The sequence below is a fragment of the Methylobacterium oryzisoli genome (assembly GCF_046557895.1).
GTDB classification, from domain to species: Bacteria; Pseudomonadota; Alphaproteobacteria; order Rhizobiales; family Beijerinckiaceae; genus Methylobacterium; species Methylobacterium oryzisoli.
The window spans coordinates 122,120-139,287 of record NZ_JBKIBX010000004.1; the positions used below are offsets into that span (position 1 = coordinate 122,120).

At 72.9% G+C, this 17,168-nt stretch carries 10 protein-coding genes; 4 read left to right on the top strand and 6 right to left on the bottom strand.

The genetic code is table 11. From position 1 onward, the window contains the following. Nucleotides 1-17: 17 nt before the first annotated feature. From ACKUB9_RS06115 to ACKUB9_RS06125, 3 genes are all read right to left on the bottom strand, one after another. Nucleotides 18-6,485, bottom strand: a complete 6,468-nt coding sequence (locus ACKUB9_RS06115; protein WP_407520233.1) for a hypothetical protein — start codon at nucleotides 6,483-6,485, stop codon at nucleotides 18-20. A gap of 36 nt (nucleotides 6,486-6,521) precedes the next feature. Beyond that, complete coding sequence (ampH, locus tag ACKUB9_RS06120) at nucleotides 6,522-7,673, bottom strand: D-alanyl-D-alanine-carboxypeptidase/endopeptidase AmpH (RefSeq protein WP_407520235.1); 1,152 nt, start codon at nucleotides 7,671-7,673, stop codon at nucleotides 6,522-6,524. Nucleotides 7,674-7,974: 301 nt separating this feature from the next. Beyond that, nucleotides 7,975-8,886, bottom strand: coding sequence for a GAF domain-containing DNA-binding protein (locus tag ACKUB9_RS06125; protein ID WP_407520237.1), 912 nt, complete (start codon nucleotides 8,884-8,886; stop codon nucleotides 7,975-7,977). Between the two features lie 323 nt (nucleotides 8,887-9,209). On the opposite strand from ACKUB9_RS06125, the gene paoA reads away from it, so the two are divergent. The 3 genes from paoA to paoC are packed head-to-tail and all read left to right on the top strand — an operon-like array spanning nucleotide 9,210 to nucleotide 12,990. Next, nucleotides 9,210-9,818 (top strand): aldehyde dehydrogenase iron-sulfur subunit PaoA, encoded by a 609-nt coding sequence (gene paoA, locus ACKUB9_RS06130; RefSeq protein WP_407520239.1) that lies wholly within the window; start codon nucleotides 9,210-9,212, stop codon nucleotides 9,816-9,818. Then, nucleotides 9,815-10,765, top strand: a complete 951-nt coding sequence (locus ACKUB9_RS06135) for an FAD binding domain-containing protein (RefSeq protein WP_407520241.1) — start codon at nucleotides 9,815-9,817, stop codon at nucleotides 10,763-10,765. The genes paoA and ACKUB9_RS06135 overlap by 4 nt, the downstream gene beginning before the upstream one ends. A 5-nt stretch (nucleotides 10,766-10,770) precedes the next feature. Further along, complete coding sequence (gene paoC, locus ACKUB9_RS06140) at nucleotides 10,771-12,990, top strand: aldehyde oxidoreductase molybdenum-binding subunit PaoC (RefSeq protein ID WP_407520243.1); 2,220 nt, start codon at nucleotides 10,771-10,773, stop codon at nucleotides 12,988-12,990. 58 nt (nucleotides 12,991-13,048) lie between these two features. Here the strand turns inward: paoC and ACKUB9_RS06145 are convergent, their stop codons facing one another. From ACKUB9_RS06145 to ACKUB9_RS06155, 3 genes are read right to left on the bottom strand one after another with little or no spacing between them, the layout of a single operon-like run. Continuing rightward, nucleotides 13,049-13,357: an AtuA-related protein gene (locus ACKUB9_RS06145; RefSeq protein ID WP_407520471.1), complete on the bottom strand. Its 309-nt coding sequence runs from the start codon at nucleotides 13,355-13,357 to the stop codon at nucleotides 13,049-13,051. A gap of 7 nt (nucleotides 13,358-13,364) precedes the next feature. Next, entirely contained in the window at nucleotides 13,365-14,705 is a 1,341-nt protein-coding gene (locus ACKUB9_RS06150) for an acyclic terpene utilization AtuA family protein (RefSeq protein WP_407520245.1), read from the bottom strand. Between the two features lie 46 nt (nucleotides 14,706-14,751). After that, nucleotides 14,752-16,128, bottom strand: coding sequence for a CitMHS family transporter (locus ACKUB9_RS06155; protein ID WP_407520247.1), 1,377 nt, complete (start codon nucleotides 16,126-16,128; stop codon nucleotides 14,752-14,754). 103 nt (nucleotides 16,129-16,231) lie between these two features. Between ACKUB9_RS06155 and ACKUB9_RS06160 the strand changes: the two genes are divergently transcribed. After that, nucleotides 16,232-17,128: a LysR family transcriptional regulator gene (locus tag ACKUB9_RS06160; protein WP_407520249.1), complete on the top strand. Its 897-nt coding sequence runs from the start codon at nucleotides 16,232-16,234 to the stop codon at nucleotides 17,126-17,128. The last annotated feature ends 40 nt before the right edge of the window (nucleotides 17,129-17,168 follow it).

A 17,168-nucleotide genomic window follows, 5' to 3' on the forward strand; every position in this document is an offset into this window, starting at 1 on the left:
CAGGCAGGCCCCACGTCTCACCACCGGTAGCTGAACACCCCCCGGAAGGCGTGGTCCTGCGCGCGCTCGGCGACTTGGCCCGTATAGTTCACGCCGACCGTCATCGCCGGGGCGATCTGCACGTCGATCCCCGCATTGGCCACCAGCGCATCGCGCGCGATCGGCACGCCGGCGGTCTGGAACGGCTGTCCGCTGCCGCCGAGCGCGAGGAGCGCCCGAGGCTCGACGTCGCCGAACGCCCGCCGGTAGCCGATCAGGCCGCGGGCCACGATCGGCCGGTCCGTGCCGAAGACTTGCGACAGCGCGGCCAGCCCCTGGACGCCCGCCGTGACGGTCTCCACGTCGTAGGCACGGCCGAACACCGTCAGGGCCGCGCTTCCGCCCATCTCCGCGAAGCCGCCGCGCCGCATGTGGATCGCCGCCCCGCCGACGAAGGGTTCGAGGTAGCCCTGCTGCCGCGCGAAGGCGAAGCGGTAGCCGACCTCGCCGAATCCCTGGACCGTGGAGCCGTCCGCCTTGCCCGAGGCGAAGCCGGAGGAGCCGGGGAGCAGCACGGCACGGCGCGTGTCGAGCGCGTTGCCCGCGTAGGCGGCGCCCAGCCGCAGCTGCAGCGCGCCGAACGCGCCGCGGGCGTAGAGGGCGCCGAAGCCGCTCTCCACCGTGCCGGTGGATTGGCGCGCGGTGACGTCGAAGCTGGTGAAGCTGTAGCCGGCCGCCACGCCGACGCTCCAGCCGGCGAGCAGGCCCGCGCGGGTCTCGGCCCCGAGCACGAAGCCGCCGATCTGCCGGCTGAGCCGGGCGGCGTTGCCGTTCGCGGCCGTGTCGCCGAACCCGCCGAAGGCCTGCCCCCAGACGGCGTAAGCAGGCGCCACGGGCCGCAGCGCGACGGGCGAGGCCGGCGCACCCTCCGGCAGGTCCGCCGCGTAGGCGGCCGGCAGCGTGGTCCCCGGGGCGAAGCGGCTGCCGATCGTCCCGGTCAGGCCCAGGCGAGGAGCGAGCACGCCGCCTTCGCCGAAGCGGAGGTGATCGAGGATGGTCTCCTGCACCAGGAAGGCGGTTTGGACCTGCGCGGTGATCGCGCTGGCCTGGACCTCGCCCGAGAGGCTGTCCAGGGCCTGCGCGTAGGCACGGTCGCCCGCGGCGCGGGAGAGGCTGAGGAAGCCCTGCTCGAAGCCCGGCGTGCCGCTGTCCCAGATCCGCTGGAGCTGGCCCGCCACGCCGCGCTGGTTGCGGGACCTGGCCGGATCGCCGGCCCGGAAGTCGGCGTCGGTCGTGATCGAGAGGGTGTTGCCGGCCACGAGCGCCGCATGGGTGAAGATCGGCCCGGCGGTGCCCTGCAGCAGCGGCGTCAGGGTCAGGCCGCCGTCCGCCGTCACGACCGGCCCGCTCGTGCCCTTGCGCAGGCTGAGCGGGTTCACCACGACCGTCCCTTCCAGGGCGGCACGCCCGGAGACCCGCAGCCAGTCGGAGCGGCCGCCGACGGGATCGATGTCGATGCGCAGGGTGCCGCCGGGCGTCTGCACGAGGTCGCCCGTCAGCACGGTGGTGCCGATGGTGCCGATCCCGCCGACATGCAGGGTGCCGGCGTTGCGGACGAGCCCCGCGCCGAGGCCGAGGAGCGCGGGCGCCGAAACCACGCCCCCGGGCCGGTTGTCGAGGACGCTGCCGGCCTCGCCGGCGAGCGAGATGTTGCCCAGGATCGTCCCGGTGTTGACGACCGCGGTGTTGCTCATCGGTGTGTCGGCCAGGATGGCGAACCCGCCCGACAGCGGAGCGTTGGCGCGGATCGATCCCGCATTCTCGATCCGGTTGCCGGTGCCGCCGAGTAGCCGGACCGCGGCGGTGTCGCGCTGCGTGGCGGCTTGGTTCGACGGCGCGTTGGGATCGACCAGGCCGCCCTGCACCTGCGAGGTGGCGTCGATCGTGATGAGGATCGGGCCCGAGGATCGGCCGGCGCTCTGGGCCAGGATGCCGGTGGAGCCGATGCCGGACCCGGAGACCTCGCTGTTCACCAGCGAGACGGTGACCGGACCGCCGCTCCCGGCGCCCCCGGCGGTGCCTCGCACCTGTTGATCGGTGATGCTCTCGAAGAAGTCGTTGTAGTTCACGAGGCCGCCGCCGCCGCCGACGCTCTGCGCGAAGATGGCGGGGGCATAGGCCCCGGTGGTTCGAACGATCGCGCTCTGCGCCGACACCGAGACGGCGCCGCCGTTGCCGGGATTGGCCTTGATGACCGACCCCGCCCCGGCCTGGTAGTAGCGGACCGCCGACAGGTCGCCCGAGATGCCGCCGCCGCCGCCGACACTCTGCGCCAGGACGCCGTAGGCGCCATCGCCGCTCGTGGTGATCCGCGTGCCCGGCTGCAGCCTGGCGGTGACGGCGCCCCCGTCCCCGTCGGCACCCCCTTCCGCCGTGATGGCGAACACGTTCGTGCGCCCGCCGACCGTCAGACCGCCGCCGCCGCCCACCGATTGCGCCAGGACCGCGTGGGCATCGAGGCCGGAGGTGGTGACGGCCCCGCTCGTGGTCACGGCGACGTCGCCGCCCTTGCCCGCCGTCCCGTTCTGCCCGCCCAGCGTCAGCGTCAGCCCGTGCAGGTCCCCGAGCCGGCCCTGCGGGTTGGTGAGGATCTTGGCCGGATCGAAGGTCTGGTCGGTGGTCATGGTGCGCACCAAGCCGCCGCCGCCGCCGATGCTCTGGGCCAGGATGCCGATGCCGTGCTTGCCGGTGGTGGTGATCGTGCTCGTCCCGCCCGCGTCGCCCGTGGTGACGCTGACCGGACCGCCGCCGCCGCCCACGCCGCCGTTGCCGCCGACTCCGACGGCGAGGCTCTTGAACGAGCCGCTGATGGCGCCCGCGGCCGAGCCCTCGCCGCCGCCGCCGCCGACGCTCTGGGCGAAGATGCCGAAGGCCGCCACGCCCTGCGTCAGGATGATGCCGCCCGGCCCGTTGACGACCGTGACGGGGCCGCCCAGGCCCGCCGCGCCGCCGCTGCCGCCGACGCCGATCGCGGTCTGGGCCGGCTTGTCGGTGGCGGAGGACGTGGTGGAGGTGGCGCCACCCCCGCTGCCCCCGCCGCCGCCCACGCTCTGCGCGTAGATGCCGTCGGACTGCGCGCCGAACGTCGTGATCAGCCCCGTGTTGGTCGCGCTCACCACGCCGCCGCTGCCTCCCGCGCCGCCGCTGCCGCCGACCCCCACCGCCACGTTCAGCTCCACGGCGGTGCCGATCTGGGTCGCCGTCATCTCGGGCTGCGTCAGCATGCCCGCCAGTTGCTGCGCCGTGGCTTCGATCCGCTCGCCCTCGCGCCCGATCTGGAAGAGGCCGTTGCCGAGATCGGTCACAACCGTGCTCACCCCGAGCCCCCCGGCCAGGATGTCGGCGAGACTCTGGGCGCCGCCGAGCGGCGTCGATCCGCCGGCGGTCGCCCCGGCCTTGCCGCCCTTGCCGCCCCCGCCGCCGATGCTCTGGACGGACAGGCCGATCGCGTCCGTGCCGCGGGTGATGATGATGCCGCTGTTCTGCACCGTCGCGGTGTTGCCGTCGTTGCCCCCGCCGCCCTTGCCGCCGACCGCCGTCGAGGCGCTGAGCGTGCCGCCCGCGGCCGTCGTCACGCCGCCCCCGCCCGCGCCGCCGCCGCCGCCCACGCTCTGCGCGAACACGGCGTCCGAGCCGTCGCCACGGGTCGTGACGGCACCGGAATTCGTCAGCATGACCTCGCCGGCCACGCCGCCGAGGCCGCCCGTGCCGCCGAGGCCGATCGAGGCCGAGATGCTCCCCTTGGCCTTGCCCGCCGAGGAGGACGCGTCGCCCGCCCCCGCGGTGCCGCCCCCCCCGCCGACCGACTGGGCGAAGACGCCGTAGGCGTCCTGTCCGAAGCTCACGATCAGTCCCGAGTTCTTCAGCGTGACGTTTCCGCCCAGGCCGCCGAGCCCGCCCGCGCCGCCCATCGCCACGGAGACCGAGATCTTGGCGGACGAGGCGCCGTCCCCGCCCGCGTAGGAACTCGCGGTGCTGTCGCCGCCGATCCCGCCGCCGCCGCCGACCGACTGGGCGATCACGCCGATCGCGCCGTCGCCGGCCGTCGTGATCAGGCCCGAATTGGTGAGGCCGACGCTGCCACCCGCGTTGCCGGCGCCCCCGGTGCCGCCGGTCGAGACCGACACGGAGATCGCCGGCACGCGAGGATCGGGGGAAAAGCTGATGGCTCGCGCGGCGGCGGCCCCGCCCGCGCCGCCGCCGCCGCCGATGCTCTGCAGCAGGACGCCGGCCGCATCGGCACCATAGGTGATGATCTGCCCCGTATTGGTGAGGGTGACCGGCCCGCCGGTCCCTCCGGCGCCCCCCGAACCGCCCAGGGCGACCGCCGAGGAGACGACCACGTTGCCGGTGATCGCGAAGCCCGCCCCGCCCTTGCCGCCGCCGCCGCCCACCGATTGGGCGGTGATGCCCGCCGCGTGGTCGCCCAGCGTGCCGATCAGCGCCCCGTTCGACACCGTCACGCCGTCGGCCGAGCCGGCTTGGCCGCCCCGCCCGCCGAGCGCGAGGGAGAAGAATCCGAGCGCATAGGCCGACGCGCTGCCGGCCGCACCGCCCGCTCCGCCCAGGCTCTGGGCGAAGAGGCCGCCCCCGCTGGCCGTGCCGATCTGCTGGAAGATGCCGGAGCCGAGGGTGAGGGTGACCGGGCCGCCCTTGCCGCCGGCCCCGCCGTTGCCGCCGATGGCCAGGGCGGCGCCGAAGCCGTAATTCGTGACGTCGCCGCCGATGCCGCCGCCGCCGCCGATGCTCTGGACCGCGGCCGCGATGCTGTTGGTGCCCGCGGCGGTCACCCTGGCGTTCGGGGCCGTGAGCGCCGCCGCGCCACCATCCGCGCCGGCGCCCCCATCGGCGCCCCACGCGCCCCAGGCGGTCGCGCCGGCATTGCCGCCGCCGCCGCCGATGCTCTGGACGAGGGCGCCGACCACGAACCCGCCGGACACCGCGATGGTGCCCGGATTCGTCGCGTTCCCGATGGTCAGGGACGCGCTGCCCCCGGCTCCGGCGAAGCCGCCGCCGCCCGCCTCACCGCGCCCCGACGATCCGGCGCCTCTGCCCCCGAAGCCGCCGCTGGACTGCACCAGCACGCCCTGTCCGGGGTAGGCGAAGGACGGGTCCGGGGGAGCGACATCGATCGTCCCGAGGATCGTCGCGGTGGCCGCGCCGCCCGCTCCGCCGGCACCACCGCTCCCCGCGACCTGGAAGATTCCCGACGGCGCACCGCCGTTGCCGCCCACCCCCCCGTTCGCGGTCACGACGATGCCTGCCGAGGTGACCGGCGAATCCACGCCCGAGCTGGTCACGGTGAGCGCGCCGCCGCTCAGCGTGACGGTCGCGGCCCCTCCGTCGCCGCCCTTGCCGCCGTTGCCGCCCTGCCCGTCGAAGCCTGTCGGAGCGGCATTCTCGCCGTTGCCGGCCTGTCCGCCGTTGCTCGTCGCCGTGATGGCGACCGGATTGTTCAGATTGGAAGGCGTCGCGGTGACCCGACCTTGCGTCCACTGGACCGAGACGCTGCCGCCCTTGCCGCCGGCTCCACCGTTGCCGCTCGTCGACGAAGCCAGCTGGTCGGCCCGCGAGTCGCCGTATCCGCCTCGTCCGCCATTGCCGCCGTACGATTCCACCAGCACGGCCGCGGTCCCCTGGACGGTGCCGCCGGCGGACAGCGTGACGGAACCGCCGGGCGCGGCGTCCCCGGCATTGCCGCCCGATTTCGGGTAGGAGCTGAACCCGCCTTGCACGCCCCCGGCGCCGCCGCTGCCGCCGAGCGACAGCAGCCAGAGGCCGACATCGCTCGTCGGAGATCGCGCGCTCGGCAGGATGCTGCCGGAGAAGGCGGCGTTGATCGATCCGCCCACACCGCCGGGGCCGCCGAGTCCCCCGCTGTCGTCCTCGGCGAGATCGCCGGCGCCGCCGATGCCGCCGATGCCACCCTGGGACAGGAGAAATCCGCCGACACGGAAGGTTATGCTCTTGTCGAGGAAGGGATTCGTGATCGGGAACGACCCGATGAGCGAGACCGAACTGCTGGTGGAGGAGATCCCGGCGCCGGGCACGCCCGGTGCACCCTGTCCGCCCGGGTTGCCGCCTCCCGGCGTCGCCGGCCCCGTGCAGCCGGGCGCGCCGATGGTCGTCGTCAGGAACGACGGCGCGCCGTCGTTGTCGTAGTTGCCTGCGGGGACATCGTAGGTGATGGGCGCCGGCGCGGGCGGGTTGGGATTGGCATTGCAGCTTTGCGCGTGGGCGGCCGTGCCTGAGAGCAGCCGCGTCAGGGCGACCGCTCCGAGGGCGAGCAGAACGCTCTGCGTCGTGCGTCGCGGCGACCGCGCCGCCTCGGTGAGCCGGCGGACGGGGGAGGGGGTCCCGACCGTCTCCGGGCGCGACAGCCCCTGCGGGGACGACGGCCGGCAGGATCGACGGCCGGACCGGGCCATGGCCACACGCGTCTTCATCGATTCACCCTTCCCCTTGTCGATCGACGCCGATGGTCACGGGCCGCCGGCCAGTTCGGCCGCCAATTCGCGGACGGCGCGGCGAACGCCGTCGAACATCGAGAAGTTGACCCGGCTCACCGCCACGAAGATGCCGAGGCGGCGGTTGGGCGACAGCACGACGTAGGTCATGAAGCCGCCGATGCCGCCGCTCTTGCCGAGCAGCGCCGGCACCCGGTGCTCGGCCGGGCTCGCGATCCAGCCCAGCCCCATCCCGTCGGCCTCGGTGGCCTCGACGCCGACCAGGGCCTTCATGCCGTCGTGCGAGCGCCACGTGGCGTGCGCGAGACTGCGGGCGGCCTGCCCGGCCGGATCGTCGGCGAGATGCCAGCGCATCCACCGCACCATGTCCTCGGCGGTCGAGTAGAGGCCGCCGCTCGCCTCCATGGCCGGCGACGCCGGCGCGTTCGGGTCCGGTTTGCCGAAGGGATCGAGCCCGACCATCAGCCGCGACGCCTGCGCCTCGGAGAGGCGCAGGACCGTGTCGCGCAGGGCGAGCGGGCCGGTGACGGCCTCCTCCAAGAGCGTCCCGAAGGGCTTGCCGCCCGCCCGGGCGAGCGCGTCGCCGAGCAGCCCGAACCCCGCATTCGAGTAGAGGACGTGCGTGCCGGGCGGGTAGGCCGGCCCGTTGGCCGCCAGCCAGTCCCAGTAATAACCCAGGCGGAAGACCGAGAACGGGTCACCGCCGGGGCCGGGCACGATCGCGGGATCGGGCAGTTCGCGGGGCAGGCCCGCCGCATGGGTGGCGAGATCGAGGAGGCTGATCGCCCGCCCGCCGGTCTTCGCGCTGCCGATGGTCACGCCCGGGGGCGCGTAGCGGGCCAGCGGGTCGGTGAGGCCGAGCCGCCCCTGTGCGGCGAGCGCCGCGAGCAGGTCGGTGGCGAAGACCTTCGCGACCGAGCCGAGCCGGACGATGCTGCGCGCGTCGGGCTGGACCCCGCTGCCGGGCGCCGTCTCGCCGTAGCCCAGCACGAGGCTGTCGTCGCCGCGCACGACGGCGAGGATCAGTCCGGGCGCCCCGGAATCGAGGTGGAGCGCCATGCCGGTCATCGACGCCGCGTCGCGCAGGGCGAGGTCGGAGGCCGCGGCCGGACCAACCGACGCGGTCATCAGGCATGACACGAGAAGGAACGCACGCCAGCGCCGCATCGAAAGCTCCCCGTCACATGATGAGACGAGACCGTCGTCTCTGCTTGGGATGTTCTCGGCCCCGCCGGTCGATCAGTCGACCGGTCTCGCGCTCATCGGCGCGTCTGCTTGCGTCGAGGATGTTTCACCGTCGCGGCCAAGCTTGGCAATGGGACGCGGACAAATCGACGTTCTGGGCGGACGAATGACGGTGCGGCTCGTCGGGCGCGGACCCGGCGACCGGCTCCGCTCGACTGGCGCTGTACTGGTGCAGCCCTGCGCACGGCCTCAGCCCGGCGGGCTAGTCCGGCGCGCCGCGGCCTCACAGGCCGAGGCGGGCCCTCAATTCGGACCGGCAGGAGCGCGAGACCGGCAGGGCGCCGGAGAGATGTCGCAGCTGGACCGTCCAGGCCCCGAGCGGATCGAGGTCCACCGCCCTGACGTGACGGAGATTGACGATCGCCGTGCGGTGGACCCGCACGAAGGAGGCCGGCGGCAGCAGGCTGGTCCACAGGCCGAGCGCCCTCTGGTCGGTGATCCACGAGCCGTCGGCGAGCGCCACCTCCGTGTAGTTGCGCGCCGAGCGCAGGCACACGATGGAGCCGGGATCGACGCCCCGCACCCCCCGCTTGCCGCGCAGGTAGATCAGCGCGGTCGCGGGCCCGCCGTTCGGCTCCGGACTGGTCCGGCTCGCGTAGCGCGCGAGCGCGATCAGCTCCGCGCACCGGAAGAGCGCCTTGACCTCGGCCCCGGACCAGCGGCGGTGGTCGCGCACGGCGTCGAAGCCGAACGCGGCCCGCAGGCGCCCGTCATGGGCGATCGGCACCGCCAGGATGCTCTTGTCGTCCTGCCGCACCATCTCGGCCTTCAGGCTGCGGGCGGTGCGCGGCAATCCCCCCACGCGGCTGACCATCACGGCCCGGCCGGTGATCAGCTGGCGATGCAGCCACGCGAACATCGTCACGGGGGCGTCCTGCAGGTCCTGGACGTAGCCCGGGATGAAGGGACGGCACCATTCATGGGTGTTGCGGAAGGTCGTCAGGTCGGCGTTGTACTCGAACATCCAGGCCCGGTCCGACCCCGATGCCTGACCGGCTGCCTCAAGGATGGCCGAGATGCCGGCATCGACCGGTCCGCTCAACAGGGCGCGTGCCGCCAGGAAGGCCCAGTCGAGATCCGGTGCATCGGCACAATCGTCCGGATGCAGGAACTCGTAAGGCGGATAAGGCTCCATGTCGTCTGCTCGAACGGCGCATGCCCACGAGACGGTAGCAGATAAAGCTCTCGCCCCCGGACGACCTGCGGCGGATTGATGCTGGAGAAGGCCGGCTGCACTGCTGGTGCCAGGCCGATCCATGAGCCTGACCGCCGATCCCTTCGGCCGCGCCCCCTCGTCGTTGCGACCCTCCGCCGTACCTTGGACCCTATCCAAGGTGTGGGTGTTCTACCCCGGCGTGCCGCCGCGACGGCGGACCAGGGGAGCGAGCATCCGTCATGACAGGTTCGGAGACCGCGATGCGACGAGCCGGAGACCTCGAACTGAATCGGAGAGACGTGATGGTGGGAGCATCCGCCGCGGCCGCCCTGGCGGCCGTTCCCTCGGCCGCGGGCGCGGCGCCCGCCCGGACCGGCGAGCCGGTGCTGGCGAAGGTCGCCTTCACGGTGAACGGCCAGCGGCGCGAACTCGACCTCGACACCCGCACCAGCCTGCTCGACGCGGCGCGCGAGCACCTGCACCTGACGGGGTCCAAGAAGGGCTGCGACCACGGCCAGTGCGGCGCCTGCACGATGATCGTCGACGGGCGGCGCATCAATGCCTGCCTGACGCTCGCGATCATGCACCAGGGCAGCGAGATCACCACCATCGAGGGGCTCGGGCAGCCGGACGCCCTGCACCCGATGCAGGCCGCCTTCGTGAAGCACGACGGCTACCAGTGCGGCTACTGCACGCCCGGCCAGATCTGCTCCGGGGTCGCGGTGCTCGACGAGATCAAGGCCGGCATCCCGAGCCACGTCACCGCCGATCTCACCGCGCCGCCCGCCGTGACGGAGGCCGAGATCCGCGAGCGCATGAGCGGCAACATCTGCCGCTGCGGCGCCTATTCCAACATCGTCGAGGCGGTGACGGAAGTCGCCGGAACTCAAGGCACCCGGAGGCGCGCATGAAGTCCTTCACCTACGAGCGCCCCGGCACGCCGGCTGAGGCCGCCGCCGCGGTGGCCCGCATGCCGGACGCGAAGTTCATCGCCGGCGGCACCAACCTGCTCGACCTGATGAAGCTGCAGATCGAGACCCCGGCCCACCTCGTCGACGTGAACGGGCTCAAGCTCGACACGATCGAGCCGACGCCGGAGGGCGGCCTGCGCATCGGCGCGCTGGTGCGCAACACGGACCTCGCCGCCGACCCGCGGGTGCGCCGGGACTACGCGGTGCTGAGCCGGGCGCTGCTCGCCGGCGCCTCCGGGCAGCTGCGCAACCGGGCGACCACCGCCGGCAACCTGCTGCAGCGCACCCGCTGCCCCTACTTCTACGACACGGCGCAGCCCTGCAACAAACGCCAGCCCGGTTCGGGCTGCGGCGCCCTCGACGGCATCAGCCGGACGCTCGCCGTCGTCGGATCGAGCGAGGCCTGCATCGCCACCCATCCGGGCGACATGGCGGTGGCCATGCGCGTGCTCGACGCCACCGTCGAGACGACCGACGGGAAGGGCGCCGCGCGCAGCATCCCGATCGCCGACCTGCATCGCCTGCCCGGCGACCGGCCGGAGCTCGACACGACCCTCAAGCCCGGCGAGCTGATCACCGCCGTGACGCTGCCCAAGCCCGTGGCCGGCACGCACATCTACCGCAAGGTCCGCGACCGCGCCTCCTACGCCTACGCCCTGGTCTCGGTGGCGGCGATCCTGGCCAAGGACGGAAGCGGGCGCGTGGCCTTCGGCGGGGTGGCCCACAAGCCCTGGCGCGTCGAGGCCGCCGAAGCCGACCTGCCGCGCGGCGCCAAGGCGGTGACCGACCGGGTCTTCGCCGACGCCAAGCCGACCCACCACAACGCCTACAAGCTGAAGCTCGCCGAGCGGACCCTCGGCGCGGCGCTCACCCAAGCGAGGGCCTGAGACCCATGAAGTTCGACACCCCCGCGGGCCAGAACCCCATCGACCAGCTCAAGGTCGTGGGCAGGCCCACCGACCGCATCGACGGCAAGTTCAAGACCACCGGCACCGCGCCCTACGCCTACGAGCGCCACGACGTCGTGGCGAACCAGGCCTACGGCTACGTGCTGGGCGCCGGCATCGCCAAGGGGCGCGTGCGCGCGATCCATCTCGACGAGGCCAAGCGCGCGCCCGGCGTTCTCGCGGTGGTGACGACGCTGGACACGCCCCGGCTCGAACGCGGCAAGATGAACGCCGCCTACCTGTTCGGTGGCGACGAGATCCAGCACTACCATCAGGCGATCGCCGTGGTGGTGGCGGAGACCTTCGAGCAGGCCCGGGCCGCCGCCTTCCTGGTCCGGGTCGACTACACCCCCGAGGCGGGGCGCTTCGACCTCGCCGCCGAGGCGAAGGTCGCCGAGCCGGTCCCGGGCGACAGCGGCGAGGGCAGCGGCGGCGACGGCGTGGAGCGGGTCGGCGACTTCGAGGCGGCCTTCGCGCAGGCGCCGGTCAAGCTCGACCGGACCTACACGACCGCCGACGAGAGCCACGCCATGATGGAGCCGCACGCCACCGTGGCGGCCTGGGAGGGCGACAAGCTCACGCTCTGGACCTCGAACCAGATGATCGCCTGGGGGCACGGCAGCATCGCCAAGATCCTCGGCATCCCCAAGGAGAACGTCCGGCTCGACTCGCCCTTCGTGGGCGGCGGCTTCGGCGGCAAGCTGTTCGTGCGCGCCGACGCGGTGCTGGCGGCACTCGGCGCCCGGGCGGCCAAGCGGCCGGTCAAGGTGGCGCTGACCCGCCCGCTCATCGCCAACAACACCACGCACCGGCCCGCCACCATCCAGCGCGTGCGCATCGGCGCGACGCCCGACGGGCGCATCACCGCCATCGCCCACGAGAGCACCTCCGGCAACCTGCCCGACGGGGACCCGGAGACGGCGGTGAACCAGACCAAGCTCCTCTACGCGGGCGCGAACCGCCTGACCGCGATGAAGCTCGCCCATCTCGACCTGCCGGAGGGCAACGCGATGCGGGCCCCCGGCGAGGCGCCGGGCCTGATGGTGCTGGAGGTCGCCATGGACGAGATGGCGGAGTCGCTCGGGCTCGATCCGGTGGAGTTCCGCATCCGCAACGACACCCAGGTCGATCCGAACCAGCCGGAGCGCCGCTTCTCGCAGCGCGACCTCGTCGGCTGCCTCCGGCTCGGCGCCGAGCGCTTCGGCTGGGCCAAGCGCAACCCGAAGCCGGGTCAGGTCCGGGACGGGCAGTGGCTCGTCGGCCACGGGATGGCGGCGGCCTTCCGCAACAACCTCGTGATGAAGTCCGGCGCGCGGGTGCGCCTCGGCCGCGACGGCCTCGTCACGGTCGAGACCGACATGACGGATATCGGCACCGGCAGCTACACCATCATCGCCCAGACGGCCGCCGAGATGATGGGCGTGCCGCTCGACCGGGTGGTGGCGCGGCTCGGGGATTCCCGCTTCCCGGTCTCGTCCGGGTCGGGCGGGCAGTTCGGCGGCAACTCCTCGACGGCGGGGGTCTACGCCGCCTGCGTGCGCCTGCGCGAGGCGGTGGCGCAGCGGCTCGGCTTCAACGCGAACGACGCGCAGTTCGCGGACGGGCAGGTCCGCTCCGGCAACCGGGCCGTGCCGCTCGCGGAGGCTGCGGCGGGCGGCGAGCTCGTGGCCGAGGATGCCATCGAGTTCGGCGACCTGTCGAAGGCGCAGCAGCAATCGACCTTCGGCGCGCATTTCGTGGAGGTCGGCGTCGATGCCGACACGGCCGAGGTTCGGGTGCGGCGCATGCTGGCGGTCTGCGCGGCCGGGCGCATCCTCAACCCGAAATCGGCCCGCAGCCAGGTCATCGGCGGGATGACCATGGGCACCGGCGCGGCCCTGATGGAGGAGCTGGCCGTCGACACGCGGCGCGGCTTCTTCGTCAACCACGACCTCGCGGGCTACGAGGTGCCGGTCCACGCCGACATCCCGCACCAAGAGGTGATCTTCCTCGACGAGGCCGACCCGATGTCCTCGCCCATGAAGGCGAAGGGCGTCGGCGAACTCGGCATCTGCGGCGTCGGCGCGGCGGTGGCGAACGCGGTCTACAACGCGACCGGCATCCGCGTGCGCGACTATCCGATCACCCTCGACAAGCTCCTCGACGGGATGCCGCAGGCGGCCTGACCGAAGGGGGCCGGCAGGGCCGAGGTCCAGGGGCGCGGCACGCGCCGCCCGGCCTCGGTCAGTCGTCGGCGAGGTCCAGATCCAAGATCGCGGAAGCGAGGCACTTGCCGTGCGCGTCGAGCGCGAGCGAGCGCGTCACGCCACCGCCCAGCGCCCCGTGCAGCACGAAGTTCAGCGCCCCGAGCCCGGGCAGCGCGTAGCGGACCACCTCGCCGCGGACGAGGTCGGCGAAGTGGGCCTTCACCCGCTCGGCCGTGACGTGCCGCTCCAGCCGCGGGTAGTCCGCTGCGTCGTAGGCGATCACCGCGATGTTCGAAATATCGCCCTTGTCGCCGGTGCGCGCGTGGGCGATCGCCCGCAGGGAAATCGGCATCTCAGCTCTCCACGATCTGAACGGCGGGCGTCGCGAGGTGCTCCGGCAGCAGCAGCGAGCGGATCCCGACGATCTCGCGGGCCGCCTTCGTCACGCCGCCGCCGCTCGCCGGGCCGTTGAGGTAGAGCGATTCCACCTCGTTGCCGATCGCCACGGCATCCGCGAGGCTGTCCGTCCGGCCGCTTACCCGGACCCTGACCTCGCGCGGCTCCGCCGCCCCCGCCGAGAGCGCGGCGCCGAGGATCGCGTCGACGCCGATGAGCTCGAAGCGCACGTCCCTGCACGAGAGCTCGGTCATCCGCAGGCGCTCGGCGACGATGTCGAGCGCCAAGCGCCCACGCGCGACCGCGCCCGGTCCCGCATAGGAGATCTGGCCTTCGCCGACGTAGCTGTCGCGGTAGCCGACCGAGACCTTCAGGGTACCGGTCCGCGGCCGGCCGTCGCCGCCCTCGACCCGGACCCGGTCCGGTCCGACCTCCGTCACGGTGACGCCGGAGAAATCCGCGACCACGTCCGGCTGCAGGTAGCGCGCCGGGTCGTGCACCTCGTAGAGCAGCTGTTCCTTGCAGGTGGCCGTCGTCACCCGGCCGCCGGAGCCCGGCACCTTGGTGATCACCGCCGCGCCGTCCTCGGTCACCTCGGCAAGGGGGAAGCCGAGTCGCGCGAGGTCGGACACGTCCTTGTAGCCGGGATCGGCGAAGTAGCCGCCGGTGACCTGCCCGGCGCATTCGAGCAGGTGGCCGACCACCGTGCCGCGGCCGAGCCGCGTCCAATCCTCCATCGACCAGCCGAATTCGTGGATGAGGGGCGCCAGGAACATCGCCGGGTCGGCGGCCCGGCCGGTGACGACCACGTCGGCGCCCCGCTCCAGGGCCTGCACGATCGGGCCGGCGCCCAGATAGGCGTTGGCGGAGATCAGCCGGTCGCCGAGGGTGGCGACGGTCTCGGGCGTGTCGTCGAGGGTGTAGGCGCCGGCCTCGACGACGCCGAGCACGTCGTCGCCCGTGACGGCGGCGATCTTCAGGCCCCGCAGCCCCAGGCTCCGGGCGATCTCCGCCACCGCCTCGGCGGCCGCGAGCGGGTTGGCCGCGCCCATGTTGGTGATCACCCGGATGCCCCGCGCCCGGCAGGGTGCCAGCACGGCGCGCATGCGCGCGGCCAGCAGCGGGTCGTAGCCGTGGGACGGATCCCGCATCCGGGCCTGCTGGGCGAGCGCGATGGTGCGCTCGGCCAGGCACTCGAAGACGAGGTAGTGAAGGTCGCCCTTCTCGGCCAGTTCGACGGCCGGCTCGATCCGGTCGCCCGAGAAGCCGGCCCCGGCGCCGATTCTGATGGTTTTCACGGCCTCGCTCCTGCGGTGCGCCTCGGCATGGATCGGTCGGCTGCCCTCATCCCAGCACCCCGGTCGCGAAGGCGACCGCGGTCATCACCAGGGTGGTCCCGAAGGCCCAGGGGAAGATGAAGCGCTGGTGGTCGCCCAGGTTGACCCCGCACAGGCCGATCAGGATGAAGGTCGAGGCGGTGAGCGGGCTGAGCGGGAACCCGGTCGTCATCTGCCCGAGGATCGCGCCGCGCCCGACCAGCACCGGGTCGACCCCGAGGCTCGACGCCGTCTGCGCCAGCACCGGGAGGACGCCGAAATAATAGGCGTCGGGCGTGAACACGAGGCTCAGCGGCATGCTGGTGACCGCCACGATGACCGGGAGGTAGCCGGCGAGGCTGGGCGGGATCACCGACACGGCGGCGGCGGCCATGGCGTCGATCATCTTCGTGCCGGTGAGCACGCCGGTGAAGATGCCGGCGGCGAAGATCATCGTGGAGACCGTGACCACGCTGACCGCGTGCGCCACGAGGTGCTTTTGCTGCTGGTCCCAGTTCGGATGGTTGACCGGGAGCGCGATCGCGAAGGCGAGGACGAACAGGACGGGCAGCGGCAGCCATGCCATCAGCAGGGCGACGACCAGCACCAGCGTCAGGACCGCGTTGAACCAGAAGAGCCAGGGCCGCTCCAGGGCGACCTTGCCTTCGGTGGCGGGAAGCCTGGCCTCGGCGTCGAGCGGGAGATCGGCCACCGTATTGCCGGCCAGCGTGTTCCTGGCGGCCGAGAGGGAGACCGGCTGCGGCCCCGCCGTCGTGCCGTCGAGGCTCAGGCGGCCGAGACGTACGCGCTCGCGCCGACCGAGGATGTAGGCCACGAACAGCACCCAGACGATGCCGACCGCCATCGCCGGGACGACGGGATTGAACAGCACGGAGGAATCCGCCTTGAGCGCCGCCATCGCGCGGACGGTCGGCCCGCCCCAGGGCAGGATGTTCATCACGCCGGCGCCGAGCGCGACGATCCCGGAGAGGACCAGCCGATCCATGCCGAGCCGCTGGTAGAGCGGCAGCATCGCCGAGACGGTGATGAGGAACGTGGTGGCGCCGTCGCCGTCGAGCGCCACCGCCATGGTGAGCACCGCAGTGGCCAGCGCGACCTTGATCGGATCGCCTTTGACCAAGCGCAGCAGGCGCCGGATCATCGGATCGAACAGGCCGACATCGAGCATCAGCCCGAAATACAGCACGGCGAAGATGATCATCACGCCGACCGGCGCGACCCGGCCGATGCCGTCGAGCATCATCTTGCCGAGACCCGGCCCGGCCCCTGCGAGCAGGCCGGCGATGGTGGGGATGAGGATGAGCGCGACCAGCACCGACAGGCGCTTGGTCATGATCGCGTACAGAAACACCGCGATCGTCGCGAAGCCTAGGACAGCCAGCACGGTTTCCTCCCGGCGCCCGCTGTTCTGAGTGGCAGGCTGCACGAGCGCGAAAACTCATGCATGACGTACGCGCATTCAACTCATAAATTCATGCGTGATGCGCATGAATTTCACGCCCCAACAGCTCGCGGCCTTCCTCCACGTGGCCACGACGGGCAGCTTCAGCGAGGCGGCCCGGCTGCAGGGCGTGTCGCAGCCGGCGCTCAGCCGGACGATCCAGCAGATGGAGAGCGCGGTCGGTCAGCGCCTCTTCGATCGCACGACGCGCCAGGTCGCCCTCACGCCGATCGGGCTCGACCTGCGGCGCATCGCGGAACGTCTGGCCGCCGAGTTCGACAGCGCCACCAGCGAGCTGGCGCGGCTCGTGGAGGGGCGGAGCGGCCAGATCGCGGTGGCGGCGCTGCCGTCGATCGCCGCCGTCCTCCTGCCGCCCGCGATCGCGCGCTTCCGCGAGGGACGCCCCGATGTCGAGGTGACCATCCTGGACGGGCTGTCGGAATCCGTTCTGGACGTCGTCGCGCAGGGACGGGCGGATCTCGGGCTGACGATCCGTCCGAGCCCGCACGCAATGCTGACCTACCGCCCCCTGCTGTCGGACGAGTTCGGTCTGGTCTGCCGCTCGGACGACCCGCTGGCCGGGGAGGGCGCGCTGCCCTGGTCGGTCTTCCGAAACCGGCCCTTCGTCGCCATGGCGTCGACCAGCAGCGTCCGCCAGATGACGGACGCGGCCTTCCTGCAGGCCGGTCTCGCGATTCCGCCGCTCTTTGGCTGCGCCTTCCTCGGGACCACCGGGCATCTCGTGGCGGCAGGCCTCGGCATCACCGCTCTGCCCCGCCTGACGCTGCCCCTCCTGGCGCAGCTCGGCCTCGTCTGGCGCCGGCTGGAAAAGCCGCTGATGCGGCGGCAGATGGGCCTCGTCACCCGGACCGGACGGACCCTCGCCCCCGCCGCGCTCGCGCTGCAGGCGGCGCTGGAGCAGCAGGCTAGGCTGCATCGGTAGCCGACCGATCGGTCCCGAGGCTTCCGTCGCGAGCCCTGCG